We start from the raw sequence: 24317 nt of genomic DNA, 5'->3' as shown, positions 1-24317 counted from the left end.
ACTGGTTGCGCTGGCTGGTTGGGGCGGGCGAGGGACTGGGGCGTGCCCTGGTGGGCTCCAGCTCCTCGGGACTGGAAGGATCGGGTTGTGGAGTACGTCTACCTGATCATTGCGATCGCCGTCGTCCTGTTCGCCACGACCGGTGCGCTGGTCGGGAACACCGTGCGTCGGCGCCGCCGGCTGCCGAGCGCCCGAACCGGTGCCGAGACGCTGCCGGCCGGCGAGAAGAGCGCCGTCGAACAGTCGGACGGCGAGCCGGCGGGCGGTGTCGGTCTGCTGGAACGGCCGACCGCTCCGGCGGCGCGCACCGCGGCCGACGAGGCGGAGGTCGTGGCCGCGCCGCCGGCACACGAGGTGCCGGCTCCGGCCGCGGGTCGGCTCGTGCGGCTGCGGGCCCGGCTCGCCCGCTCGCAGTCGTCGTTCGGCCGTGGCCTGCTCGCGCTGCTGTCGGGCGACGACCTGACCGACGAGGACTGGGAGGACGTCGAGTCGACGCTGCTGCTCGCCGACGTCGGCGTGGCCGCGACGAGCGAGCTGGTCGCCGCCCTCAAGGAACGCACCGCGGTCCTGGGAGCGCGCAGCTGGTCCGACGTGCGCGACATGCTCCGCGACGAGCTGCTCGCCCAGATCGGCACGACGGCCGACCGGTCGCTGCGCACGGCCGCCGACGGCCGGCCGGGCGTCCTGCTGGTTGTCGGCGTCAACGGCACCGGCAAGACGACCACCTGTGGCAAGATCGCCCGGTTGCTGGTCGCCGACGGGAAGTCAGTCGTGCTCGGCGCGGCCGACACGTTCCGCGCCGCCGCGGCCGACCAGCTGGAGACCTGGGGCGGCCGGGTCGGCGCGGTGACCGTACGCGGGCCCGAGGGCGGCGACCCGGCGTCGGTCGCCTTCGACGCGGTCAAGCGTGGGATCGCGGACGGCGCCGACGCCGTCGTCATCGACACCGCTGGCCGGCTGCACACCAAAGTGGGCCTGATGGACGAGCTGTCGAAGATCAAGCGGGTTGTCACCAAGCAGAGCCCGGTTGACGAGGTGATCCTCGTCCTCGACGCGACCACCGGGCAGAACGCTCTGGTCCAGGCGCGGGTCTTCACCGAGGCCGTCGAGATCACCGGTGTCGCGCTCACCAAGCTCGACGGCACCGCGAAGGGCGGCATCGTGATCGCGGTGCAGCGTGAGCTGGGGGTTCCGGTCAAGCTGGTCGGGCTCGGCGAGGGCCCGGACGACCTCGCGCCGTTCGAGCCGGAGGGCTTCGTCGACGCGTTGCTGGGCGACCCCGTCCGCTAGCCCGGACGGTGCTCCCTGCGGGCTGCCGCTGGTGGTGTGCGGACGATTCGGCGGATGTGTCCTGGGACACGCCGACGTGCCCGCAGCCCTTTCCATCGACCGGGAGTGCGATCTAGCATTTTCCGGCGGTCTTCTTTGGCCCGCTGACCGCGCCACGCCCTGCCGCCAGGATCCCGTCCCGTGGCGTTGCCCGCGACGGGACACCAGCGTCCGGCGAGGTGTCCCGCCCTCCTCAACGAAGAGGGCGGACCCGGCTGGCGATCACCCGCCAGGCTCGGGTCCGTGCGGCATACCTCGCCGGCCAGGCGCTTGCGCGCCCGGCCAAGCCTTGACCGAGGTGGACGCTCAAATCTTCGTGAGACCGGTCCAGGGTCAGGGTGGTGGTTGGGTTTCGCTGGCGTGGCTGGCGTGGCTGGCGTGGCTGGTTGCGTCGACTGTCGGCGCGGCCGTCGGTCTGGGTGCGTACCCTAGGACTGTCCGTTCCGATGTTGCCCGAGGTTCCGGCCGGGCCTTGCCCGCGGGGCGCGAGTACGGCGGTGCCGGGGGTCGACGGGTGGACGGCGGCAATCCCAACCTCGGTAGGCCGACCCTCGGCAACCCGACGCATTCCAGCGCGGGCCCGTGATTCCGGAGTGTGCGCGTGTTCGACACCCTGTCCAGCCGACTCGAGACGGTCTTCAAGTCGCTGCGCGGCCGGGGACGGCTGTCCGAGGCCGACATCGACGCGACCGCCCGCGAGATCCGGGTCGCGCTGCTTGAGGCCGACGTCGCGCTCCCGGTCGTCAGGGCGTTCGTCGCGGCGATCAAGGAACGCGCCCGCGGTGTCGAGGTCAGCCAGGCGCTGAACCCGGCCCAGCAGGTCATCAAGATCGTCAACGAGGAGCTCATCGGCATCCTCGGCGGCGAGACGGCGAACCTGAGGCTGGCCAAGACCCCGCCGACCGTCATCCTGCTCGCGGGCCTCCAGGGCACCGGCAAGACGACGCTCGCCGGCAAGCTCGGCATGTGGCTGAAGAAGCAGGGCCACACCCCGATGCTGGTCGCCGCCGACCTTCAGCGCCCGAACGCCGTCAACCAGCTGCAGGTCGTCGGTGCGCGCGCCGGCGTCGAGGTGTTCGCCCCGGAGCCGGGCAACGGGATCGGTGACCCGGTCGCCGTCGCCCGCGACGCGATCGCGCACGCCCGTCGCAACGTGTTCGACGTGGTGGTCGTCGACACCGCCGGGCGCCTCGGTGTCGACCAGGAGCTGATGGAGCAGGCGGCCGACATCCGGGACGCCGTCAAGCCGGACGAGATCCTCTTCGTCGTCGACGCGATGGTCGGCCAGGATGCCGTCTCCACGGCGCTGGCCTTCCTCGACGGCGTCGGCTTCAGCGGCGTGGTGCTGACCAAGCTCGACGGTGACGCCCGCGGTGGCGCCGCGCTGTCGGTCGCGCATGTCACCGGGCGACCGATCATGTATGCGTCGACCGGCGAGGGGCTCGGCGACTTCGACGTCTTCCACCCCGAGCGGATGGCGTCGCGCATCCTCGGCATGGGTGACGTGCTGACCCTGATCGAGCAGGCCGAGCAGGCCTTCGATCAGTCGGAAGCCGAAGAGATGGCGCGGAAGATGGCCGCGTCGGAGTTCACCCTCGAGGACTTCCTCAACCAGATGCTGCAGGTCCAGAAGCTCGGGCCGATCGGCAACCTGCTCGGGATGCTGCCCGGCATGGGCCAGATGAAGGAGCAGCTGGCGCAGGTCGACGACCGGGACGTCAACCGGGTGGTCGCCATCATCCGGTCGATGACGCCGGGCGAGCGGCGTGACCCGGGCATCCTGCAGAAGACTCGCAAGGAGCGGGTTGCCCGCGGTTCCGGCGTGACTGTGACCGAGGTCAACCAGCTGCTCGACCGGTTCACCGAAGCGCGCAAGATGATGCGCCAGATGGCAGGGGGTGCCGGTTTCCCTGGCCTAGGCCGCGGCAAAGGCCCACAAGCGCGTAAACAGCCGAAGAAGGGCAAGGGCGCCAGCAAGAAGGGCAACCCGGCGGCGCGCGCCGCTCAGGCGGCCCAGGCCAAGAACAAGCAGCCCGGCGGCGGGGGTCCCGGCCTCGGTGGCCTGCCCGGTGGCCCGCCCCCTGGCGGTCTGGGCGACGTCGACCTGGGCGCCCTGCTCAAGCCCGGTGCCTTCAACCCGCGCGGCCCCGGCGGCCGCTGAATCTCCGTTGGCGGGGCGGCCCTCGACCGATCCCGCCAGCGATCTGGCAGACTGTAACGGCAAGCCTCACGTACTAAGCTCCTACGAGCTAGTTCCGTACGAGGCCTGCCGCTGACCTTGGGTCAGCTCCCGGAGGTCGTGAGGTCTGGCCGGGGGACGACCCCCGGAGTTCCGGCGCCGCGAGTCCCGTGGCCCCCCAAGCAATGGAGCTTTTGAACAACCGTGGCTACCAAGATCAAGCTGCAGCGCCTCGGCAAGATGCGTGAGCCGCACTACCGCATCGTCATCGCCGACGCCCGTACCAAGCGGGACGGTCGGGTCATCGAGGCCATTGGCCAGTACCACCCCAAGGACGAGCCGAGCACGATCATCGTGGACGGGGACCGGGCGGCCCACTGGCTGTCCGTCGGCGCCCAGCCGACCGACCCGGTGCTCGCGATCCTCAAGGTCACCGGTGACTGGCAGAAGTTCAAGGGCCTGCCGGCTCCGGAGCCGATGAAGGTCGCGGCCCCGAAGGTCGACCGCAAGGCGCTCTTCCAGGCCGCCGCGCGCGAGGCCGCCGGGCTTGAGGACAAGTCGGCGACCACGCCCAAGAAGAAGGGCGCCAAGGCTGCCGCCGAGTCCGACGAGACCCCGGCCGCGGAGTAGTAGGTGCTGGAGGCCGCGCTCGAACACCTCGTTCGAGGCATCGTGGACCACCCGGACGATGTCCGGGTGGACCTGCAGTCCAACCGCCGCGGCCGCACCCTGGAGGTCCGGGTACACCCCGAGGACCTCGGTAAGGTGATCGGCCGTCGCGGCCGGACTGCTCGCGCCCTGCGCACCGTCATGGCCGGAGTGGGCGGCCGCGGCCTGCGCGTCGACGTCGTCGACGTCGATCGGTGACCCGGGCGGCAGCCTTGGCTCGTCGCCCGTCGGCCGGCTCCCCGGTGGCACCGCTGGCCGGGGAGCCTGGGTCCGACCATGGGTGACGCCATCGTCGTCGGCCGGATCGGGAAACCGCACGGCGTGCGCGGCGACGTGACCGTCGACGTCCGGACCGATCTGCCCGACCGGCGGTTCGCCCCGGGATCGAAGCTGGATCGTTCCGGCGGCGGTCCCGACCTCGTCATCGAGGACTCTCGCTGGCATTCCGGCCGGTTGCTCGTCCGCTTCGAGGGCGTGGCGGACCGGACCGGCGCCGAGTCGTTGCGCGGTGTCGTGCTGACCATCGACGCGGACCAGGCCGGCGACGCTGTCGACCCGGACGAAGCCGGCGAGGGCGGCGAGTTCTGGTGGGACCGCGACCTCGTCGGCCTGCGGGCCGTCACCCCGGACGGGAGCCCGCTCGGCGAGGTGACCGACGTGGTGCACACCGCAGCAGGTGAGCTGCTCGCGATCGGCACTCCCGACGGCGGCGAGCATCTGGTGCCGTTCGTCCGTGACATCGTCCCGACGGTCGACCGGGCCGGTGGCCTGCTCGTCGTCGACGCTCCGCCCGGCCTGCTCGACCTCGACTAGCGGATCAGACACGGGAAGGACTGGCTCCGGCATGCGGGTCGACGTGGTGACGATCTTCCCGGCCTACCTGGAGCCGCTTCGGCTTTCCCTGCTGGGCAAGGCCCGCGACCGCGGCATGCTGGAGATCAACGGCCACGACCTGCGGGACTGGACGACCGACCGGCACCGCACCGTGGACGACACCCCCTACGGCGGTGGGCCCGGCATGGTGATGCGCCCGGACCCGTGGGACGCGGCGCTGCGCGCGATCGCGGACTCCGGCGGCCCGGCACCCCGGCCACGGGTGATCGTCCCGACGCCCACCGGGCGGCCCTTCACGCAGGCCTACGCGGCCGAGCTCGCGGCGGCGCCGTGGCTCGTCTTCTGCTGTGGCCGGTACGAGGGAATCGACGCCCGGGTGATCGACGCCTGGGCCGACGACGAGATCTCGATCGGCGACTACGTGCTTTCTGGCGGCGAGGTCGCGACCCTCGTCATGCTGGAGGCGATCGCGCGGCTGCTGCCGGGCGCCGTCGGCAACGCGGAGTCGATCACCGACGACTCGTTCGCCCACGGCCTGCTCGAGGGGCCGGTGTACACCCGGCCGCCGGACTGGGCGGGGCGGCGCGTCCCGGAGGTGCTGCTGTCCGGCGACCACGGCGCGATCGCCCGCTGGCGGCGGGACGAGGCGTTGCGGCGGACCGCTCGGCGCCGTCCCGACCTGCTGGCGGCGATGGACCTCGACCGCCGTGACGAGACGGTCGTCGCGGCGGCGCTGGCCGAGCCCTCGGCCTGACCCGGATGGGCCGGCGCGATGCGTCGGCCCGTTCGTGTGGCACCGCTCGGTCGTGTGGCACAGTAGGATGCAGTGTCCGTCGGTCCGTGACCGGCGGTCCGTGTTCGACGATCTAAGTACGATCGCCGGCCGGTAGGCGGCTGGGTTGCCTCGCGCAGCTGAGCCCCTTGGCCTGCATGATCGCCGACGGGTTCGCCGCCGTAGGCGCGGCCCGCCGCGAAGGCCCCCCAACTGTCACCACTGAGTGCCTGTCAACACTGAGGAAGCGACTGCCATGCAAACCCTGGACAGCCTCGACGCCGAGTCGCTGAGGACCGACGTGCCCGAGTTCCGTCCGGGCGACAACCTCAAGGTCCACGTCCGCGTGGTCGAGGGCAACCGCCAGCGCATCCAGGTCTTTCAGGGCGCTGTGATCCGTCGCCAGGGCGACGGCCTGCGGGAGACGTTCACCGTCCGCAAGGTCAGCTTCGGCGTCGGCGTGGAGCGCACGTTCCCGGTGCACAGCCCGATCGTTCAGAAGATCGAGGTTGTCACCCGAGGCGACGTCCGCCGGGCCAAGCTGTACTACCTGCGTGACCTGCGCGGCAAGGCCGCCAAGATCAAGGAAAAGCGGTAGGCGACCGGGTCACCCCGACCCACTGCCTGGCGCATGAGGCGTGGGCATCACCGCAAGGTGGTGTCCGCGCCTTTTGCTGATCTACGCGAGAGCACAACGTCCGCACACTGGCGGCGCGGCGAGGGCGGGTGCCTGCCTGCGTGCGTCGGGTCGATGGGCGAAGATAGACGGGTTGTGATCCAGCGTCGCCGGGACGGGTCTGGCTACGGCTGCCGCTCACAACGGGTGCGTCGGTGGGTGTCGAGCCGGCTAGCGCGGCGCCGAAGCCTCGCGAACCGGCGGGGACCACAACGTGAGGTGGCGTAGTGAGCTCGTCCGAGCAGGGCACCCCAGACCCGGCCGACGTCGGCGGCGTGCTGCCCGCGGGCTCCGGCCGGGGCGGTGGCTGGTCACCGGCCACCGGGCCCCGGCACGTGGCCCCGCCATCGGCCGGCCGTGGCGCCTGGGAGGGCGACGGTCCCGCGGATGAGGTCGACGCCGACGAGCCCGCCTCCGATGACACCCCGCCCGCCGGCGGCCGGCGCCTGCGGGGCTGGCGCGGCCGCTCCGGCGGGGGCGACGGCCGTGAGCAGCGCGGGTCCTTCCTTCGCGAGCTCCCCGTGCTCGTGTTGATCGCCTTCGTCCTCGCGCTGCTCATCAAGGCTCTGTTGGTCCAGGCGTTCTGGATTCCGTCCGAGTCGATGGAACGAACGCTGCTGATCAACGACCGGGTGCTGGTGAACAAGGTCGTCTATCACTTCCGGTCGGTCCATCGCGGCGACATCGTCGTGTTCAACGGCGACGGCACCGGGTTCCAGAGCCACGAGACGGTGATCGCCCCGCCCTCCAACGGCTTCAGCAAGTTCGTCCGCGGCGTCCAGGACCTGCTCGGCCTCGGCGCGCCCAGCGACAAGGACTTCATCAAGCGGGTGATCGGCGTCGGCGGTGACACGGTCGCCTGCTGTGACGCCCAGGGCCGGGTGATGGTCAACGGCAAGGCGCTCGACGAGGGCTACCTGTTCGAGAACGACGCCCAGCCGTTCGGCCCGGTCAAAATCCCCAAGGGCCAGCTATGGGTGATGGGCGACCATCGCAGCGCCTCCTCCGACTCCCGTGCCAACGGCACCATCCCGACGAGCGCGGTCGTCGGCCGGGCGTTCGTACGGGTCTGGCCCCTCAGTCGGTTCGGCTTCCTGACCACGCCGGGCACCTTCCACGGCATCCCGTCCGCGAGCGGGCCCGCCCCGGGCGTCGGCGGGTATGGCGGGGATCCGCTCTCAGCGGGGACGCCTGCCTCGGTACCGCTGGTCGGCGCGCTGGCGCTCGCCGTCGGCACCCGTGGCCGGCGCGGTCGGCTCGTCATGCCGCGGGCAGGCCGTCGACGGGTGTGGTCGAAACGTTCCAGATGAGGCCTCCGGGCGTTGTCATCCGGCGTGACAGCGGCCTGTTCGGTTATGAGCGCGCGCTGGCGCGGCGCGGCCTCGGCCCGGTGGCCGGCGTCGACGAGGCCGGGCGTGGAGCCTGCGCCGGGCCGCTGGTCGTCGCCGCCGTCATCCTGGACCCACGCCGCACCGGCCGGCTGGTCGAGCTGGCCGACTCGAAGCTGCTGACCGAACGCATCCGGGAGCGGGTGTACGAGGACGTGCTGGCCGTGGCCTCGGCGTGGTCCGTGGTCGTGATCCCGGCGGCCGAGATCGACCGGCACGGCCTGCACGTCATGAACATCACCGGCATGCGGCGCGCGGTCGCCCGGCTCGCGATTCATCCGGGGTACGTGCTTGTCGACGGCTTTCCGGTGCCCGGGATCGACACGCCATCACTGGCTGTGCGCAAGGGGGACCGGGTCGCGGCCTGCGTCGCCGCGGCCTCCGTTGTCGCCAAGGTGACCCGCGACCGGATCATGTGCCAACTGGACGCCCGCTACGGCGAGTACGATTTCGCGCAGCACAAGGGATACGTCACCGCGGCGCATGCCGCGGCACTGGCGAGACACGGGCCGTGCGAGGAGCACCGCCTCTCGTATGCCAACGTCCAGTCCCTGATAGTCCGGGACGGGGACGAACGAACGGCGCGGCTGGAGGAGACCGTGACAATGGCCGGCCGGCAGGGCGCGACGGGGATCGCATGAGCGCCGAGGACCTTGAGAAGTACGAGACCGAGATGGAGCTGCAGCTCTATCGCGAGTACCGGGACGTCGTCGGGCTCTTCTCGTACGTCATCGAGACCGAACGTCGCTTCTACCTCGCGAACGAGTACAAGATCGAGGTGCGTAACACCGCCGACGGCGAGGTCTTCTTCGAGCTGTCGCTGCGGGACGCCTGGGTGTGGGACATGTTCCGCCCCGCCCGTTTCGTGAAGAACGTCCGGGTTGTGACCTTCAAGGACGTCAACGTCGAGGAACTCACGAAGGCCGAGCTCTAAGGCGCTGACCCTTGATGGGCCGGCTCCTGGTGAGGCCGGCCGAGTTTCGGGCTGCCTTGCTGCCTGCCTGACGTGTGCGGCGGTGTGGCCGGGCTGGGGTTGGTTGGCTGGTTGGTACCTCTGTGGATGGCTGGGGGTCGTCCACAGCTGGGGTTCTCGGCCTCGACGTTGGGCCTCGGCTCTTTCATTGTGATCTCCGCCGGCGGCAGCAGCCGCCGTGGGCGGCGCGCTGACCACTGAGCCAGGTCCGCGAGCCGTCAGGAAGCTGGTTCCAGGGAACCGGCGGGCGGCGGAGGTCCGGCTGTGACATCCAGGCCAAGGGCGGGCCAGCGGGCATCGAGTCCAGGAGCGAAACAGCGGGCATCGAGTCCGAGAGCGGGACAGCGGGCCAAGGACGTGCTCGGTCGGTTCGGCGAGGACCTCGCCGCCCGGCAGCTGGTCGCGGGCGGGGCACAGATTCTCGACCGCAACTGGCGCTGCCGCGACGGCGAGCTCGACATCGTGGCGCTCGACGCGGGCACGGTGGTGTTCTGCGAGGTGAAGACCCGTACCGGCACCCGGCACGGCACGCCGGCCGAGGCCGTGGACGACCGGAAGGTGGCCCGGGTCCGCCGGCTGGCCGCCCGCTGGCTGGCGGAGCACCCCCGGGTGTCCGGCCCGGTGCGGTTCGACCTGGTCGCGGTGTCCCGTGAGGTGACCCCGGGGCAGCCCGGCTCGGTCCGGGTCGACCACCGGCGCGGGGCGTTCTGATGGCGCTGGCGCGCACGCTCGCCGTCGCGGTGATCGGCGTCGAGGGTCATCTCATCGAGGTGGAGGCACATCTCGCCGGCGGTCTGCCCGCGCTGGCGCTGATCGGTCTGCCCGACGCCGCGCTTGCCGAGTCCCGCGACCGGATCCGGGCGGCGGTGCTGAACTCCGGGCAGAAGTGGCCGGACGAGCGGATCACTGTCGGGCTCTTCCCAGCGACGCTGCCCAAGTCCGGCAGCGGATTCGACCTGGCGATGGCGTTGGCGATCATGGCGGCGGCCGGCGTCGTGCCGCAGCCCACGCCCGGCCACCGGGTGTTGGTCGGCGAGCTGGCGCTCGACGGGCGGGTCCGCCCGGTGCGGGGCGTGCTGCCGGCCGTGTTGGCCGCCGTCGATGCCGGGGTGACCCGGGTCGTCGTCCCGGCCCGCAACGCGGCCGAGGCCGCGCTCGTCCCCGGTGCCGAGGTCGAGCCGGTCCCGGATCTGCGCAGTGCCATCGGCCTGCTGCGCGGTGAGTACGAACCGGAGGCGGTCGCCGCGCCGCCCGCCGGTCCCGCGGCACGGGGCGCCGAGGCCGAGCTGGATCTCGCCGACGTGGCGGGCCAGAGCCGCGGCCGGCTCGCCGTCGAGGTCGCCGGAGCCGGCGGCCACCACCTGTACCTGCAGGGACCACCGGGCGGCGGGAAGACGATGCTCGCCGAGCGGCTGCCCGGCCTGCTGCCCGACCTGGACCTGGCCGCGGCCATCGAGGTGACCGCCGTGCACTCGGTCGCCGGCGTCCTGCCGTCCGAGACGCCGCTGATCAGCCGCCCGCCCTACCGCAGCCCGCACCACACCGCGACCCCGGCCGCCCTGGTCGGCGCGGGCTCTACCGTGATCCGCCCCGGGCTCGCCTGCCAGGCCCACCGAGGGATCCTCTTCCTGGACGAGGCTCCCGAATTTGGGCGCACCGCGCTGGACGCGCTGCGCCAGCCGCTGGAGAGCGGCGTGATCGAGATCGCCAGAGCGCGTACGACGACCCGGTTTCCGGCCAGGTTCCTGCTTGTCCTGGCGGCGAACCCGTGCCCCTGCGCCCGCGCCGGCACGGCCGGCCCGAACGCCTGCGAATGCCCCAGCGCCGTGCGCCGCCGCTATCAGGCGCGCCTGTCCGGCCCGCTGCTGGACCGGATCGACCTGCAGGTCGAGATCGGCGCACCCACCCGGGCCGAGCTGCGCGCCGACGTCGGTGCCACCGAGTCGAGCGCCGTCGTGGCCGCGCGGGTCGCCGTCGCGCGGGCGGCGATGGCGACCCGGCTGCGTGGCACCCAGTGGCGCACGAACGCGGAGGTGCCGGGCGCGGTGCTGCGGCGCCGCTGGCCGCTGCCCGCGTCGGTCACCTTCGCCGCCGACCGCGCCTTCGAGACGGGCGCCCTGACGGCCCGAGGCCTCGACCGGGTGCTGCGGGTCGCCTGGACGCTCGCGGACCTGGAGGGTCTGGCCCGCCCAGGTCCGGCCGAGCTGGGCCTCGCCCTCGACCTGCGCATCCCCGGGCGTCCCGGATGAGCGGCGGACCGGCCGTCGACGATGAGTCGCCGGAGCGGCTCGCGCGGGCCGCACTGTCGCACCTCGTCGGCTACGGCAACGCGGGACTGACGGCCGCGATCAGGGCGCTCGGGCCGGCCGAGGCCTGGGAGCAGGCACGTCCGCGGCATCCGGACATCGAGCCGCGCCGGGACCTGGACCGGCTGCGCGAGGTCGGCGGCTGGCTCCTGTGCCCCGGCGACCCCGGCTGGCCCGATGGGCTCGCGGGTCTGGACCGGGCGGCCGACCGGGCTGAACCGGAGTACGGGACACCGTTGGCCCTCTGGTGCCGCGGCGCCGCCGACCTGTCCCCGCCGGGACCCACCGAACCGACCGGACTCACCGACTGCGACCGGCACGGCGTCGCGGTCGTCGGGAGCCGGGCGGCGACCGGCTACGGCCAGCACGTCGCCGGTGAGCTCGCCTGCTCGCTGGCCGAGCGAGGCTGGACGGTCGTGTCCGGCGCGGCGTTCGGCATCGACGCCGCCGCGCACCGTGGGGCGCTGGCCGGCGACGGGGTGACGGTCGCCGTCCTCGCCTGCGGCGTCGACATCCCCTATCCGGCGGCGCACCTGCGGCTGCTGGACGAGATCCGGGAACGCGGGCTGCTGGTCAGTGAGGTGCCGCCGGGCAGCCCACCGCTGCGGCGGCGCTTCCTGATCCGCAACCGGCTGATCGCCGGGCTGGCCAGGGGCACCGTCCTCGTCGAGGCCGGTCCGCGCAGCGGAGCCCTGAGCACGGCCCGGCACGCTCGCCGGCTCGGCCGCGGGCTGATGGTCGTGCCCGGCCCGGTCACCAGCGCGATGTCGGTCGGCTGCCACCGGCTGCTACGCGAGCACCGGGAGGTGTGCGCGCTGGTGACCGACGCGCGTGATGTCGAGGAGGAGATCGGCCCGATCGGTCTGCGAACCGACGACGGCCCCAGTGCGGGCGACGGAGGGCCGTCGGGGTCGCGCGACGGCCTGCCCGCCGTCGTGCGGGCGCTGTTGGAGGCCATGCCGGCCCGCGGCTGCATCGGGGTCGCCGTGCTGGCCGCGCGGATCGGTCAGCGGCCACGCGACGTGCTGGCGATGCTCGGGCCGCTCGCCGTCGAGGGCCTGGTCGAGGCCCGTCCGGACGGCTACCGGCTGACCGCGCTCGGCCGCGGTCCGATTCAGGCCCGTCCTGGCCGTGATGACGGCGAAGACGACGGTTTGTTCTCAATCCGGGAGGTTCGTCCATGATTTCGAGTTCCGAGCTATCCGGCCTGCGGGCGGCGCTCCGGCTGGTCCAACGCGACCTGGACGCCTATCCGCGCGTCGAGACCCGCGACCAGCCTGCCGAGGACGGAGATGACGCGCAGCTGCCGGCCGGAGTGCCGGGCGCGGCGCGACTTCAGCTGGTCGGCACGGAGCAGGGGGTCTTCGTCGCCCTCCCCGACGGGCAGTTCTGGCCAGCCGGCGCCGGGCCACTTCCCGGTGGCACGCAGGGCGCCGCCACCGTGGTCGCCGTCGCCATCCGGGTGCAGGAATGCCTCGCCGAGATCCTCTGGCACAGCTGGCCCCGTTGCCCCGACCACGACGCCGCGTTGCGCCCCGAGGACTGTGCTGACGACGCCGTCTGGTGTTGCGACGACGACGCCGGCCACCACGTAGCCCCGATCGGACGGCTCGCGCAGTCCGGGTCGAGCCCGCTCGCCGCCCCGAGCGGGACCTGAGCCACGGCCAGCGAGCCCTGAGCCACGGCCAGCGAGCCCTGAGTTATGGCCAGCCAGCCCTGAGCTACGGCCAGCGGTACCTGGGGCGAGGGCCACCTGTGTTATGGCCAGCGGGACCTGGGCGAGGGCCAACGGGACCTGAGCTGCGGCGAAAGGGCGCAGCCTCCAGGCCTTGCCGGCGAGACGGTGGGGCCTGGCGGCTGGCTCCTTGGCTGGCCATTTCCTGGCACAGATTCCGTGGCGGGCCGCGCCACCGCGGCGGCTTGATCACCGTTTGCACCCTCGATGGGGACCCTGCTGGCGAATTGCATGCAGCTACAGCCCGAGGGGCTCGACTCGATGATCGGGAGGTCGGCTCGCGGCGTTCAGTCCCGTTTGACGGACGCCGCGCCGGTCATGATCGCTGTCTTGGCCCTGCGGTGGTCGTAGAAGCGCCTTCGTCACGACCACCCCAGGGCTAAAACCGCGATCAAGCTCACGCGAGAGGGCCGAGCCACGTGGGCTTCTCACGGATCCGGCGTCCGAATTGGCCAGCAGTCCAATAGGCCGCGATGGGGTCTCGCTCACGACCGATTCAGGGCTGAAACGGCGATCAGCTCGACGTCGCCCGCGGCGTCGCCGTTGCCGGGATCGCCTGGGGCGAAACCCGGAGGAGCGGGAGCAGGCGGGGCGGGGTGGGCAGCAGGAGCGTGAGCGGGCTCAGGTAGGTCTGGCCACGGATGAGGCCCCAGTGCAGGCAGATCGCTGGCTGGCAGCCCGCATGACCCGCGTCGAGAAGGCCGAGTGGTGTCCCCGCGGCGACTGGCTGGCCGACCTGGACCAGCACGGTCAGCGGCTCATACGTCGTGCGGAGCTCCCCGTGGGTGACGGCCACGACGCCTCGCCCGGCAAGTACCCCGGCGAAGCTCACGACGCCTGGTCCCGCGGCACGCACCGTCGTTCCCGCCGGCGCCGCGAGGTCCACGCCGCGATGGCCCGGACCGTACGGCGTGGCCGGCGGCTCGAACGGCCGCAGCACCGTCACGGGCCCGTCCAGCGGCGCCCGCCACCCGCCCGCCCCGGCGATCGGCGCGGGCCTCACGCCGCCGCGGGCCGCGCCGTCGGCCGTACCGGCCGCCGTCCCGGTCTCGGCGGTGCTGCCGGTCTCGGCGGTGCTGCCGGGACGGGCGGTACTGCCAGGGCGAACGGCGCTGCCTGGGCGGACGGCGCTGCCGGCCAAGACGGGACTGTCACCCGCGGCCCGCACGGCCGCGGAGGGAGCCGGCTGCGGTGCCTCCGAGGCCACTGAGGCCACTGAGGCCACTGAAGCAACCGAGGCGGCCAGGGCGCTGACGGAGCGCGGCCAGCCCACGACCAGGAGGGCGGCCAGCAGTGTGGTCACGACGAGTGCCTGGACGCGCGGGTCAGGACGCGGGGACAAGGCCATCGGGGGCTCCTGCGGCTGTGGCGCTGGCTGGGCTCTGGGAGACATGAGAGCGACCGGGGGCGGCTGGCACGGGTGGAGGACCGGGCCGCCCCCCGTCGCCGGGTGCCGGCCCGGGGGCGGTTGGCCGGCGCCGCTCACGATCGGGCTCCCGGCCGGCCGGGCCAAGTGGGTGGCTCGATCTGTGGATCGGCCGGCTCCTGTGGAGAAGTCCTCGAACCGGTGTTTGGGAGAACGTCCGTTCGCCCCGCGCCCGGTCAGGCGGACTCCCGATGAGGCCGAGTATCATCACACTCGGAGCTTCGCGAGGAGCTCACTTCGCACGCCCGCTCCTGGTGGGCGCGCAGGGCTCGGTGCCCGTCGATGTGTCTGTCGGTCAGGCGTTTGCCGGTCGGCCGTCCATCGGTCATCAACTGCCCGCGCGTCCCGTCCGCCCGGCTCGTAGTCGGCGCGGAGCCAGGAAGGCTCCCTCGGTCCACCGCCTCGCGGTGGTTTTGGGGCCGCCCGGGCGTCAGGGGCCGCCGGCGCCAGCCGCGGCCGACAACCGAGACGTTCCGGCCGCGCGCCGGACAGGAAGGGCGGTTATGGCCGTCGTCACGATGAGGCAGCTGCTCGAGAGCGGCGTGCACTTCGGGCACCAGACCAAGCGCTGGAACCCGAAGATGAAGCGCTACATCCTCACTGAGCGCAATGGCATCTACATCATCGACCTCCAGCAGACGCTGTCGTACATCGACCGCGCCTACGACTTCGTCAAGGAGACCGTCGGGCACGGCGGCACGGTGCTGTTCATCGGCACCAAGAAGCAGGCGCAGGAGGCGGTCGAGGAGCAGGCCCGGCGCGTCGGGATGCCCTACGTCAAGGAGCGTTGGCTCGGCGGCATGCTGACCAACTTCTCCACGGTCTACAAGCGTCTGCAGCGCCTCAAGGAGCTCGAGGAGATCGAGCTGACCGGTGGCACCGAGGTCCGCACCAAGAAGGAGCAGCTCGTCCTCTCCCGGGAGAAGACGAAGCTGGAGCGCACTCTCGGCGGTATCCGGGACATGTCGCGTGTTCCCAGCGCGGTCTGGGTCGTCGACACCAAGAAGGAGCACATCGCCGTCGGCGAGGCTCGCAAGCTGAACATCCCGGTCGTCGCGATTCTCGACACCAACTGCGACCCAGATGAGGTCGACTACCCGATTCCCGGCAACGACGACGCGATCCGCAGCGCCGCGCTGCTCACCCGGGTGGTCGCGGACGCCGTCGCCGCCGGCCTGATGAGCCGGGCGGGCGCCAGCGCCGCCGACGTCAAGCCCGACCAGATCGCCGCCGCCGAGCCGCTGGCCGAGTGGGAGCAGGAGGTCCTGCGCCGCGACGCCGAGGCTGCTCCCGCCGAGGCCGCCGTCGAGACCCCCGCGGTCACCGAGGCCGTCGAGGTCGAGGCCCCGGCCGAGACGGTCTCCGCCGGCACCTCCGCCTGATTCGGCCTGGGCGTCGCCTCGGCCGCCGCATCGCGGCCGCGGAGGCGACGCCCAGCAATGCCCTGACGGCCTGCCGCGACCCTGCTGGGTGACGGCGGGCCGTCGACCCGAACCGAGCCCGCTCGTTGTGGGCTCACCTTGACGATCATCTGCCGGCTGGCGTGCCGCCGCGCGACTCGGAGTGGACCGCGCGAGCGGGCCGGGACGGGCTCCGCGCCCCAGATCCAGCCAGCCCACGTGGGACCGACCTGTCACATCATCGGCCGGTTAGCGCGTCGCGGCGCGAGACCAAAGTGGGTCAGCCGGCCAAGGCCACCCAGAACGGGACGAAGAAACGATGGCAAACATTTCTGCCGCGGAGATCCGCAAGCTCCGCGAGGTGACCGGTGCCGGAATGAGCGACGTCAAGAAGGCGCTCGTCGACCACGACGGCGACTTCGAGAAGGCCAAGGCCTGGCTGCGGGAGAAGGGCCTCGCCGGCGCCCAGAAGCGCGCTGGCCGGTCCACCGCGAACGGCCTGGTCGACTCCTACCTGCACCGGACCGACCCGCAGCTGCCGCCGACCATCGGCGTTCTGGTCGAGCTGCGCTGCGAGACCGACTTCGTGGCCAAGACCGACCAGTTCAAGCAGCTCGCCCGGGACATCGCGCAGCACGTCGCGGCGGCTGACCCGCTGTACGTGACCGCGGACGCGATCCCGAACGAGGTCCTCGAGCAGGAGAAGCGGATCTACGAGGCCGCGGCCCGCGAAGAGGGCAAGCCGGAAGCCGCGCTCTCCAAGATCATCGAGGGGAAGCTCAACGGCTACAAGAAGAGCTCGGTCCTGCTCGAGCAGCCTTGGGTGAAGGACAACAAGGTCACCATCAAGGCGCTCGTCGAAGACGCGGGCGTCTCCCTCGGCGAGAAGATCGAGATCGGCCGCTTCGCCCGGTTCAACATCCGCCAGGCCTGAGCGGAACCCGCGGGCCGGGGCCGGCGCGTCGCCACTGGTGACGTGCCAGGCGCCGGCCCGTGGCATTTGTCGGAGCTGGTCTCGGGTCCGCCGGGGGACGGGCCGCCGGAGGTGACCCGCGATGGGGCAGACTGCACACAGCGATGTCTCCGGCCGACGAGTCCGGCGGCCGCAGCGATGCCAATGGGGGCGCGCTCATCTCCGAGCGGGCTTCCGGAAGCCTCCGTGGGGAGAGGGCCACCCGTGATCGATCAAGCCGAGGTGGCCACCGGGCTGGAGAACATCGAGCCCAGGTGGCCGCGCGTCCTGCTCAAGCTTTCCGGCGAGGCGTTCGCCGGTGGGGATCCGCTGGGCATCGACCCGACCACCGTCGCGACCATCGCGCGCCAGGTCGCGGCGGTCGCCCGGTCCGGCATCGAGGTCGCGGTGGTGGTCGGCGGGGGCAACATGTTCCGCGGCCCCGCGCTCGCCGAGCGCGGCATGGACCGGGCGAGGGCCGACTACATGGGCATGCTCGGGACCGTCATCAACTGCCTGGCGCTGGCCGACTTCCTGGAGCGCGAGGGTGCCGTCACCCGGGTCCAGACCGCGATCGCGATGGGCCAGGTCGCCGAGCCCTACCTGCCGCTGCGGGCCATCCGGCATCTGGAGAAGGGCCGGGTCGTCATCTTCGGCGCCGGCCTCGGTGCCCCGTTCTTCTCCACCGACACGACCGCCGCGCAGCGCGCCCTCGAGGTCAAGGCCCAGGCCGTGCTGAAGGCGACCAAGGTGGACGGCGTCTACGACTCCGACCCGAACACGAACCCCACAGCGGTGAAGTTCGACACCCTCACCTACGGCGAGGTCCTCGCCCGTGGGCTGAAGGTCATGGACGCCACGGCGATCAGCCTCTGCATGGACAACGCGATGCCGATCGTCGTCTTTGACCTGCTCACCGAAGGAAACATCTCGCGAGCCGTCCGAGGTGAGAAGATCGGGACTCTGGTCAGTGTCGACGCCTACGGAACGGAAGGACAGCGGTGATCGACGACACACTCCTCGAGGCCGAGGAGAAGATGGACAAGGCCGTCACGGTCGCCAAGGACGACTTCGCCAACATCCGGACGGGCCGCATCACGCCGTCGGTGTTCTCGAAGATCCTCGTCGACTACTACGGCGCTCCGACCCCCGTGCAGCAGCTCGCGTCGTTCCACATCCCCGAGCCGCGCATGGTCATCATCACGCCGTTCGACAAGTCCTCACTGGGCGCCATCGAGAAGGCCGTCCGTGACTCGGACCTCGGCGTGAACCCCAGCAACGACGGCACGATCATCCGGGTCGTCTTCCCGGAGCTCTCCGAGCAGCGTCGACGCGACCTGGTGAAGGTGGCCCGCGGCAAGGCCGAGGACGCGAAGATCAGCATCCGTAACGTGCGCCGGCACGCCAAGGAGGCGCTGGACAAGATCGTCAAGGATGGCGACGCCGGCGAGGACGAGGGCCGCCGCGCGGAGAAGGACCTGGAAGAGTCCACCCACCGCTACGTCGCCCAGATCGACGAGCTGCTGAAGGCCAAGGAGTCCGACCTCCTCTCGGTCTGACCCCTCGACCTGCCCGGTGGCGGCTCCGGTGGCCCGCTCTCTGCCGCCGGGGGAGGATCCCCCCGACGTGGCGAGACGTACGGCTGGCCGGAGCCACGGCCGGCGATCCGACGTGAGCGAAGGGACGAGGTGAGCGAAGGTCTGCGCGCCACCGCGCCCGGGGTTGCGGCCCTCGCGGCCCAACCGGTCGACGGCACCATGAGCGCGCCAGGAGACGGGGACGAACCCGCCGCCCCCCGGCCGCCTCGACGGCGGATCAGGGCCGGGCGCAACCTGCCGGCCGCGATCGCGGTAGGCGCCATCCTCGGCGCGCTCATCCTGGTTCCGCTGTTCACCCTGAAGCCGGGCTTCGTCGGCGTCGTCAGCGTCGCCGTGGCGATCGGCACCTTCGAGGTGGTCCGGGCGCTGCGGCTCGCGGGGCTGCGGACGCCGTTGGTCCCCCTGGTGGCCGGAGCCGTCGCGATGCCGGTCGTGGCCTACTTCTACGGGCCTGGCGCGCTGATCGGAACGCTCGCCGTCACGCTGCTCGTCGCGCTGGCGGTCCGCGCCGTCGGGGACCCGGCCGGGCTCCTGGCGGACCTCGCGGGGACGATCTTCGCGGCGGTCTACGTCGGCTTCACCGCGGGCTTCGCGGCGCTGCTCACGGCCCCGGACGACGGCGACTGGCGGCTCGTGGCCTTCCTCGGCACCGTCGTCGCCAGCGACATCGGCGGCTACACGGCCGGCGTGCTCTCCGGCGGCCGGCACAAGCTGGCGCCGACGGTCTCGCCGGGCAAGTCCTGGGAGGGTTTCGCCGGCTCGGCGCTCGCCTGCGTGGTGGTCGCCAGCGTCGTCATGCGGTTCGCCTTGGGGGGCAGCATCTGGCAGGGGGTGCTGCTCGGGCTCGCGGTCGTCTGCACCGCGACCGTCGGCGACCTCGGCGAGTCCCTGCTCAAGCGGGACATCGGCATCAAGGACATGGGCAACCTGCTGCCCGGCCACGGCGGGATCATGGACCGGCTGGACTCTCTGCTGTGCACGGCGCCCGTGGCCTGGCTGCTGATCACCGCCTTCCTGCCCCCGTCCTGACACGGCGCCCGCGTGCCGCCTCTGCCGGGTTTGGCACACTGGACGAGCCATGACAGCCACCAGCGCCCACAACGACCACCCCGCCGGCGACGCACCGGGCGCGGGTCGGGCGCTGGCGCTCACCCTCACGCCCCGGGCCTCCCGGCCCAAGCCGCCGCGTCACCTGGCCGACCTGTCCCGCGACGAACGGCGCGCGGTCGCCGTCGAGCTGGGCCAGCCGGCGTTCCGGGCCGACCAGCTCGCCCGCCACTACTTCACCCGGCTGGCCGCGCCCGGTGACACCGCCGGGATGACCGACGTGCCCGCGGCCGTTCGCGCACCGCTGGCCGACGCTTTGCTGCCCCAGCTGCTCACGGCGACCACGACACTGACCTGTGACGACGGCGCGACCCGCAAGACCGCCTGGCGCACCGTCGACGGCGCGACCATCGAGTCGGTGCTGATGCGCTACCCGGACCGGGCCACCGTGTGTGTCTCCAGCCAGGCCGGCTGCGGCATGGGCTGCCCGTTCTGCGCCACCGGACAGGGCGGCCTCACCCGCAACCTGACCGTCGCGGAGATCGTCGAACAGGTCGTGGATGCCGCCCGCGTGCTGAGGCACGGTGGGTTGCCAGCCAACGGCGGGCTGCCGGCCGGGCAGGCCGGCGACACCCGGCTGTCCAACGTCGTCTTCATGGGCATGGGCGAGCCGCTGGCGAACTACAAGGCGCTGGTCACCGCGCTGCATCGGATCAGCGACCCGGCTCCGGACGGGCTGGGGATCTCGGCCAGGACGCTCACCGTCTCCACCGTCGGGCTGGTCCCGGCGATCGGCCGGCTGGCGGGGGAGGGGCTGCCGGTGCGCCTGGCGGTCTCGCTGCATGCCCCGGACGACGAGCTGCGCGACACGTTGGTGCCGATCAACACCCGGTGGAAGGTCGCCGAGGTGCTCGACGCCGCGTGGGACTACGCGGCCCGGACCGGCCGCCGGATCAGCATCGAGTACGCCCTCATCGACGGCGTCAACGACCAGCCCGAGCGGGCCGACCTGCTCGGCCGGCTGCTGCGCGACCGCCCGGTGCACGTCAACCTGATCCCGCTCAACCCGACCAGGGGCTCCAGCTGGCACGCCAGCGTGGCAGCCAACGAGCGCGAGTTCGTCGCGCGGCTGCGCGCCCGCGGGATCACCACGACGGTCCGGGACACCCGCGGCCGGGAGATCGCCGCGGCGTGTGGCCAGCTCGCCGCCGACAACGCCGCGGTGGACCATGGCCGTCGGTAACCCCGCGTCGCGCGGCCGCCGGGACGACCCGGCCGGCCGGCGTAACGCGGGCCGCGGCCTGTCGACGCGCGCCGGCGCTCGGACGTCCGCCGCGCGCCGCCGCGCCGGCCTGGCAGCCGGCTCTCGAAGCAGCACCTTCTGGCTACCGATCGTCGCCGCGCTGGGCGTGCTCGTCCTGCTGCTCTGGTACATCCTGGCCCATCAGCCGTCCCACCCGGCGGCTGGCGGCGGCAGCCTGGGCGCCGCCGCAGCGAAGGCGGGTTTCCCCGACGCGGCCGCGAGCGGATCGTCCGAGGCCGGCGGCTCCAGCGCCCCCGCGGTGGTGGCGGTGCCCACCGGCCCGAGTGGCTGCCAGACGGGCAGGACCCTGCCGGGAGGGGTGACGAGCCAGACGGTCACGGTCGGCTCGGTGAAGCGGACCTACCTGCTCGCGGTTCCGCAGCCCCTGCCGAACACCGGCCCGCTGCCGCTGATCCTGAACTTCCACGCCGCCGGCCAGAGCCCGCTGCAGGCCGAGGCGGACACCGGGCTCGCCGGCACGGCCACCAAGCGCGGCTACGTCGTGGCGTACCCGGCCGGGGTGAGCAACCGGTGGAACGTCACCAGGTCGACGGCGGCCGGGCCCGACGACGTGGCCTTCATCGCCGCGCTGGTCGGCGACCTGCGCACCCGCGGCTGCATGGCGGACAACAAGGTCTTCGCCGCCGGCCTCGGCGACGGCGCCGACATGGCCGTCACGGCGAGCTGCGCGATGCCGGGCCGGATCGCCGCGATCGTCTCGGTCGCCGGCAGCCTCGTCCCCGCCAGCTGCCCGAGCCCGGTCACGAACCTCTTCGAGATCCACGGCGCGGCGGACCCGATCGCCCCCTGGGACGGCGGCGGCCCGGCGCGCACGGCGCCGTTCGCCGGCGTCACCACGCAGCCGGTGGCCGAACGGCTCGGCCGGTACGCGCAGGCCACCGGGTGCGCCGCGGCGGCGGCGACCGAGCAGCTGCCCGGGCTCGGTGCCCTGACGTCGTGGACCTGCAACGGCAAGCCCGACGTCGGCGCGCTGTCGGTCAGCGGGGGCGGTCACACCTGGCCGCAGGCGCCGGCCCATCCCGAGCTGGGCCCGACGGCGGCGACCTTCTCCGCGACCGTCGTCAGCCTGCTGTACTTCCAGTCACACCCGGTCCTCGGCTCGGTCGTCTCCCCGACCTCCCCAAGCCTCGCCCAGTCCCTCGGCGGCGCGCTGGGCGCCGCCGGCAACTAGGGCTGGGGCCCGGACGTGTCGTGCAGAGAACAGGATGAACTGAACAGGCCGTCGTCGGTCGACCGATGGGCCTGCGACAATGGTCTGGTGTCGAAACCGCGCGCCGTTCGTGAGGTCGTTCTGCTCGGGTCGACGGGATCGATCGGAACCCAGGCAATCGACGTAGTCCAGCGCAATCCGGACAAGTTCCGGGTGGTCGGGCTGCTCGGCGGGGGTTCCCGGGTGGACCTGCTGGCTCAGCAGGCGCTCGACCTGGGCGTCGAGGTGGTCGGCGTCGCCGCCGCCTCGGCCGCGCAGGATCTGCAGCTCGCGTTCTACGCGGAGGCCGCCAAGCGTGGCTACCGCAAGGGCGAGTTCGCGGTCCCGAAGATCCTCGCCGGGCCGGAGGCGGCCATCGAGATCGCCGCCTGGCAGTCGGATGTCGTGCTCAACGGCATCACCGGATCGGTCGGCCTCGCGCCGACGCTGTCGGCGCTCGCCGCGGGCCGGACCGTGGCCCTGGCGAACAAGGAGTCGCTGGTCGCCGGTGGCCCGCTGGTGCTCGACGCGCTCGGTGGTGACCCGGACCGGCTGATCCCGGTCGACTCGGAGCACTCGGCGCTCGCGCAGTGCCTCCGGGGCGGCCGGCGCGACGAGGTCCGCAAGCTGGTGCTGACGGCGTCCGGCGGCCCGTTCCGTGGCCGGACCCGCGCGGAGCTGACCGAGGTCACCCGGGAGCAGGCGCTGGCCCACCCGACCTGGGACATGGGGCCGTTCGTCACGATCAACTCGGCGACGCTGATGAACAAGGGACTCGAGCTCATCGAGGCCCATCTGTTCTTCGGCGTTCCGTACGACGACATCGCCGTGGTCGTGCACCCACAGTCGCTGGTGCACTCGATGGTCGAGTTCTATGACGGCTCGACGATCGCCCAGGTCTCGCCGCCGGACATGCGGCTGCCGATCGCCCTCGCGCTCGGCTGGCCGGACCGGGTTCCCGAGGCCCAGGCGCCGATGGACTGGACTCGCGCCCAGAACCTCACCTTCGAACCGCTGGACACGACGGCGTTCCCGTCGGTCGCGCTCGCCCGCGAGTCGGGCAAGCGCGGCGGGACGGCGCCCGCGGTGTTCAACGCGGCCAACGAGGAGGTCGTCGGCGCGTTCCTGGCCGGGAAGCTGCCGTTCGTCCGCATCGTCGACATCGTCGCCGAGGTGCTCGCCGCCCACGAGGTGATCGCCAAGCCGACGCTCGACGAGGTGTTCGCCACCGAGAAGGACGCGCGGGCCGCCGCGGGCCGCCTGATCGAACGCGCGGTGGCCGTCGAAGGCGCGGTGGTGTAACGGTGATGGCGCTCGGCATCGTCGCCTTCGCGGCGGCGCTGCTGATTTCGGTCTGCCTGCACGAGGCCGGGCACTTCATCACGGCTCGGCACTACGGGATGAAGGCGTCCCGCTTCTTCGTCGGCTTCGGCCCGACGCTGTGGTCACGAGTCCGCGGCGAGACCGAGTACGGCGTCAAGCTCATCCCGGCCGGTGGGTTCGTCAAGATCGAGGGGATGACCCCGCTCGAGGAGATCGACCCGGCGGACGAGCCGCGGGCGTTCTACAACAAGTCCGCGAAGGCCCGGCTGGTCGTGATGTCGGCCGGCTCGGTCGTCCACTTCATCATCGCGATCATCATGATCTACGGCGTGCTGCTGGCCCTGGGCACGCCGACCGACAGTCAGAACAAGATCGGTGTCACCAGCTGCGTCTCGACCAGCAGCGCGTGCACCGGCCCCGGGCCGGCCGCGGCCGCCGGCATACGGGTGGGCGACCGGGTGGTCAGCTTCGACGGCACCCCGATCACCACCTGGAAGCAGTTCACCCAGCTCGTGCGCAACCACGGCCAGGGCGTGGCGACGATCGTCGTCGACCGGGACGGCAAGCGGGTCACCCTGACCCCGGACCTGGTGCAGGTGCTGCGGAACCGGACGACCGGCCTCGCCGGCACCGACCCGGTCGGCGCCCTCGGGGTGCGGCAGGGCACCGACACCAAGCACTACGGGCCGATCTCCGCCATCTCCAGCACCGGCGACTTCATGTGGACCGGCGCCAAGGGGATGTACGAGACGCTGACGCACCGGCTCTCCAGCCTGGGCGACCTGTTCAGCAACCACCGGGACGCGAACGGGTTCGTCAGCGTGGTGGGGGCCGCCCGGATCGGCGGCGACGTGGTCGCGGCGCCGGACACGTCGTGGACCGACCGGATCCGCGGCTTCCTGGTCCTGGTGGCCGGCATCAACCTGGCAGTCGGGATCTTCAACCTGCTGCCGCTGCTGCCCTTGGACGGCGGTCACATCGCCGTCCTGGGCTTCGAACAGACCAGGCACGGGCTTCGCCGGCTGCGTGGCTACCGTGGTCCCGTGAAGCGGGTGGACTTCGCGAAGCTGTTACCAGCCACGTACGCGACGGTGGTCATCCTGCTCGGGTTCAGTCTGCTCGTCCTGTCCGCCGACATCGTCAACCCGATTCGCCTGCAGTGATCGCTGACCCGATCCTGGTCCAGGTGACACAGCC

The 24317-nt window shown here is 72.2% G+C and carries 24 protein-coding genes; 23 read left to right on the top strand and 1 reads right to left on the bottom strand.

The annotated features are described in order from the left end of the window. Positions 1-87 precede the first annotated feature (87 nt). The 14 genes from ftsY to I6A60_RS03140 all read left to right on the top strand — a co-directional run bounded on the left by ftsY (position 88) and on the right by I6A60_RS03140 (position 12783). A complete protein-coding gene (gene ftsY / locus I6A60_RS03205; RefSeq protein ID WP_203024603.1) occupies positions 88-1290 on the top strand; it encodes a signal recognition particle-docking protein FtsY in 1203 nt (400 codons plus the stop codon). Between the two features lie 640 nt (positions 1291-1930). Beyond that, on the top strand, positions 1931-3490 hold the full coding sequence (ffh, locus tag I6A60_RS03200; protein WP_203021674.1) for a signal recognition particle protein: 1560 nt from the start codon (positions 1931-1933) through the stop codon (positions 3488-3490). A 222-nt stretch (positions 3491-3712) separates the two neighbouring features. Next, positions 3713-4138, top strand: a complete 426-nt coding sequence (gene rpsP, locus I6A60_RS03195; RefSeq protein WP_203021675.1) for a 30S ribosomal protein S16 — start codon at positions 3713-3715, stop codon at positions 4136-4138. Between the two features lie 3 nt (positions 4139-4141). Next, entirely contained in the window at positions 4142-4375 is a 234-nt protein-coding gene (locus tag I6A60_RS03190) for an RNA-binding protein (RefSeq protein WP_013422262.1), read from the top strand. 78 nt (positions 4376-4453) lie between these two features. Then, the gene (rimM, locus tag I6A60_RS03185; RefSeq protein ID WP_203021676.1) at positions 4454-4990 is read left to right on the top strand and encodes a ribosome maturation factor RimM; all 537 of its coding nucleotides are present in this window, start codon (positions 4454-4456) and stop codon (positions 4988-4990) included. A 31-nt stretch (positions 4991-5021) separates the two neighbouring features. Continuing rightward, positions 5022-5765 carry a tRNA (guanosine(37)-N1)-methyltransferase TrmD gene (trmD, locus tag I6A60_RS03180; protein ID WP_203021677.1) on the top strand — a complete coding sequence of 248 codons (744 nt, stop codon included), beginning with the start codon at positions 5022-5024 and terminating at the stop codon, positions 5763-5765. 274 nt (positions 5766-6039) lie between these two features. Beyond that, entirely contained in the window at positions 6040-6381 is a 342-nt protein-coding gene (gene rplS, locus I6A60_RS03175) for a 50S ribosomal protein L19 (RefSeq protein WP_013422265.1), read from the top strand. 305 nt (positions 6382-6686) lie between these two features. Beyond that, positions 6687-7769, top strand: a complete 1083-nt coding sequence (lepB, locus tag I6A60_RS03170) for a signal peptidase I (protein WP_203055552.1) — start codon at positions 6687-6689, stop codon at positions 7767-7769. Next, complete coding sequence (locus tag I6A60_RS03165) at positions 7766-8488, top strand: ribonuclease HII (protein ID WP_203021679.1); 723 nt, start codon at positions 7766-7768, stop codon at positions 8486-8488. Before lepB ends, I6A60_RS03165 begins: the two co-directional genes overlap by 4 nt. Further along, positions 8485-8781: a DUF2469 domain-containing protein gene (locus I6A60_RS03160; protein ID WP_013422268.1), complete on the top strand. Its 297-nt coding sequence runs from the start codon at positions 8485-8487 to the stop codon at positions 8779-8781. Before I6A60_RS03165 ends, I6A60_RS03160 begins: the two co-directional genes overlap by 4 nt. A 303-nt stretch (positions 8782-9084) precedes the next feature. Next, the gene (locus tag I6A60_RS03155; protein ID WP_203021680.1) at positions 9085-9531 is read left to right on the top strand and encodes a YraN family protein; all 447 of its coding nucleotides are present in this window, start codon (positions 9085-9087) and stop codon (positions 9529-9531) included. After that, a complete protein-coding gene (locus tag I6A60_RS03150; RefSeq protein WP_203021681.1) occupies positions 9531-11069 on the top strand; it encodes a YifB family Mg chelatase-like AAA ATPase in 1539 nt (512 codons plus the stop codon). Before I6A60_RS03155 ends, I6A60_RS03150 begins: the two co-directional genes overlap by 1 nt. After that, positions 11066-12310 carry a DNA-processing protein DprA gene (dprA, locus tag I6A60_RS03145; RefSeq protein WP_203021682.1) on the top strand — a complete coding sequence of 415 codons (1245 nt, stop codon included), beginning with the start codon at positions 11066-11068 and terminating at the stop codon, positions 12308-12310. Before I6A60_RS03150 ends, dprA begins: the two co-directional genes overlap by 4 nt. Then, positions 12307-12783: a hypothetical protein gene (locus tag I6A60_RS03140; protein WP_203021683.1), complete on the top strand. Its 477-nt coding sequence runs from the start codon at positions 12307-12309 to the stop codon at positions 12781-12783. Before dprA ends, I6A60_RS03140 begins: the two co-directional genes overlap by 4 nt. Positions 12784-13375: 592 nt before the next feature. On the opposite strand, the gene I6A60_RS41200 is transcribed toward I6A60_RS03140, so the two are convergent. Continuing rightward, positions 13376-14209 (bottom strand): murein hydrolase activator EnvC, encoded by an 834-nt coding sequence (locus tag I6A60_RS41200; RefSeq protein ID WP_238434647.1) that lies wholly within the window; start codon positions 14207-14209, stop codon positions 13376-13378. A gap of 581 nt (positions 14210-14790) precedes the next feature. Between I6A60_RS41200 and rpsB the strand changes: the two genes are divergently transcribed. The 9 genes from rpsB to I6A60_RS03090 all read left to right on the top strand — a co-directional run bounded on the left by rpsB (position 14791) and on the right by I6A60_RS03090 (position 24283). Then, positions 14791-15669, top strand: coding sequence for a 30S ribosomal protein S2 (gene rpsB, locus I6A60_RS03130; RefSeq protein ID WP_013422274.1), 879 nt, complete (start codon positions 14791-14793; stop codon positions 15667-15669). Positions 15670-16006: 337 nt separating this feature from the next. Next, positions 16007-16621, top strand: coding sequence for a translation elongation factor Ts (locus tag I6A60_RS03125; RefSeq protein WP_203016822.1), 615 nt, complete (start codon positions 16007-16009; stop codon positions 16619-16621). A 243-nt stretch (positions 16622-16864) separates the two neighbouring features. Continuing rightward, positions 16865-17644: a UMP kinase gene (gene pyrH, locus I6A60_RS03120; protein ID WP_203016824.1), complete on the top strand. Its 780-nt coding sequence runs from the start codon at positions 16865-16867 to the stop codon at positions 17642-17644. Next, positions 17641-18198, top strand: coding sequence for a ribosome recycling factor (gene frr, locus I6A60_RS03115; protein WP_203016827.1), 558 nt, complete (start codon positions 17641-17643; stop codon positions 18196-18198). The genes pyrH and frr overlap by 4 nt, the downstream gene beginning before the upstream one ends. A 129-nt stretch (positions 18199-18327) precedes the next feature. Then, positions 18328-19266 carry a phosphatidate cytidylyltransferase gene (locus I6A60_RS03110; protein ID WP_203016829.1) on the top strand — a complete coding sequence of 313 codons (939 nt, stop codon included), beginning with the start codon at positions 18328-18330 and terminating at the stop codon, positions 19264-19266. Positions 19267-19315: 49 nt separating this feature from the next. After that, complete coding sequence (gene rlmN / locus I6A60_RS03105) at positions 19316-20527, top strand: 23S rRNA (adenine(2503)-C(2))-methyltransferase RlmN (RefSeq protein ID WP_238434646.1); 1212 nt, start codon at positions 19316-19318, stop codon at positions 20525-20527. Further along, positions 20514-21779: a PHB depolymerase family esterase gene (locus tag I6A60_RS03100; RefSeq protein ID WP_203016831.1), complete on the top strand. Its 1266-nt coding sequence runs from the start codon at positions 20514-20516 to the stop codon at positions 21777-21779. The genes rlmN and I6A60_RS03100 overlap by 14 nt, the downstream gene beginning before the upstream one ends. An 87-nt stretch (positions 21780-21866) precedes the next feature. Beyond that, on the top strand, positions 21867-23099 hold the full coding sequence (gene dxr / locus I6A60_RS03095) for a 1-deoxy-D-xylulose-5-phosphate reductoisomerase (RefSeq protein ID WP_203016833.1): 1233 nt from the start codon (positions 21867-21869) through the stop codon (positions 23097-23099). 5 nt (positions 23100-23104) lie between these two features. Continuing rightward, the gene (locus tag I6A60_RS03090; protein ID WP_203016835.1) at positions 23105-24283 is read left to right on the top strand and encodes an RIP metalloprotease; all 1179 of its coding nucleotides are present in this window, start codon (positions 23105-23107) and stop codon (positions 24281-24283) included. Positions 24284-24317 lie beyond the last annotated feature (34 nt).

This window comes from Frankia sp. AgB1.9 (assembly GCF_016786355.1).
Lineage (GTDB): Bacteria > Actinomycetota > Actinomycetes > Frankiales > Frankiaceae > Pseudofrankia.
Note: the sequence above shows the minus strand (reverse complement) of the source record. Positions and strands in the feature narration are given on the sequence as shown.

Coding starts and splice junctions, on each gene's coding strand:
- rplS (WP_013422265.1), top strand. CDS start 6,040: ATGCAAACCCTGGACAGCCTCGACGCCGAGTCGCTGAGGACCGACGTG.
- I6A60_RS03125 (WP_203016822.1), top strand. CDS start 16,007: ATGGCAAACATTTCTGCCGCGGAGATCCGCAAGCTCCGCGAGGTGACC.
- I6A60_RS03090 (WP_203016835.1), top strand. CDS start 23,105: ATGGCGCTCGGCATCGTCGCCTTCGCGGCGGCGCTGCTGATTTCGGTC.
- rimM (WP_203021676.1), top strand. CDS start 4,454: ATGGGTGACGCCATCGTCGTCGGCCGGATCGGGAAACCGCACGGCGTG.
- I6A60_RS03150 (WP_203021681.1), top strand. CDS start 9,531: ATGGCGCTGGCGCGCACGCTCGCCGTCGCGGTGATCGGCGTCGAGGGT.
- I6A60_RS03160 (WP_013422268.1), top strand. CDS start 8,485: ATGAGCGCCGAGGACCTTGAGAAGTACGAGACCGAGATGGAGCTGCAG.
- I6A60_RS41200 (WP_238434647.1), bottom strand. CDS start 14,209: ATGGCCTTGTCCCCGCGTCCTGACCCGCGCGTCCAGGCACTCGTCGTG.
- rpsB (WP_013422274.1), top strand. CDS start 14,791: ATGGCCGTCGTCACGATGAGGCAGCTGCTCGAGAGCGGCGTGCACTTC.
- I6A60_RS03165 (WP_203021679.1), top strand. CDS start 7,766: ATGAGGCCTCCGGGCGTTGTCATCCGGCGTGACAGCGGCCTGTTCGGT.
- I6A60_RS03100 (WP_203016831.1), top strand. CDS start 20,514: ATGGCCGTCGGTAACCCCGCGTCGCGCGGCCGCCGGGACGACCCGGCC.
- trmD (WP_203021677.1), top strand. CDS start 5,022: ATGCGGGTCGACGTGGTGACGATCTTCCCGGCCTACCTGGAGCCGCTT.
- I6A60_RS03140 (WP_203021683.1), top strand. CDS start 12,307: ATGATTTCGAGTTCCGAGCTATCCGGCCTGCGGGCGGCGCTCCGGCTG.
- rlmN (WP_238434646.1), top strand. CDS start 19,316: ATGACAGCCACCAGCGCCCACAACGACCACCCCGCCGGCGACGCACCG.
- dprA (WP_203021682.1), top strand. CDS start 11,066: ATGAGCGGCGGACCGGCCGTCGACGATGAGTCGCCGGAGCGGCTCGCG.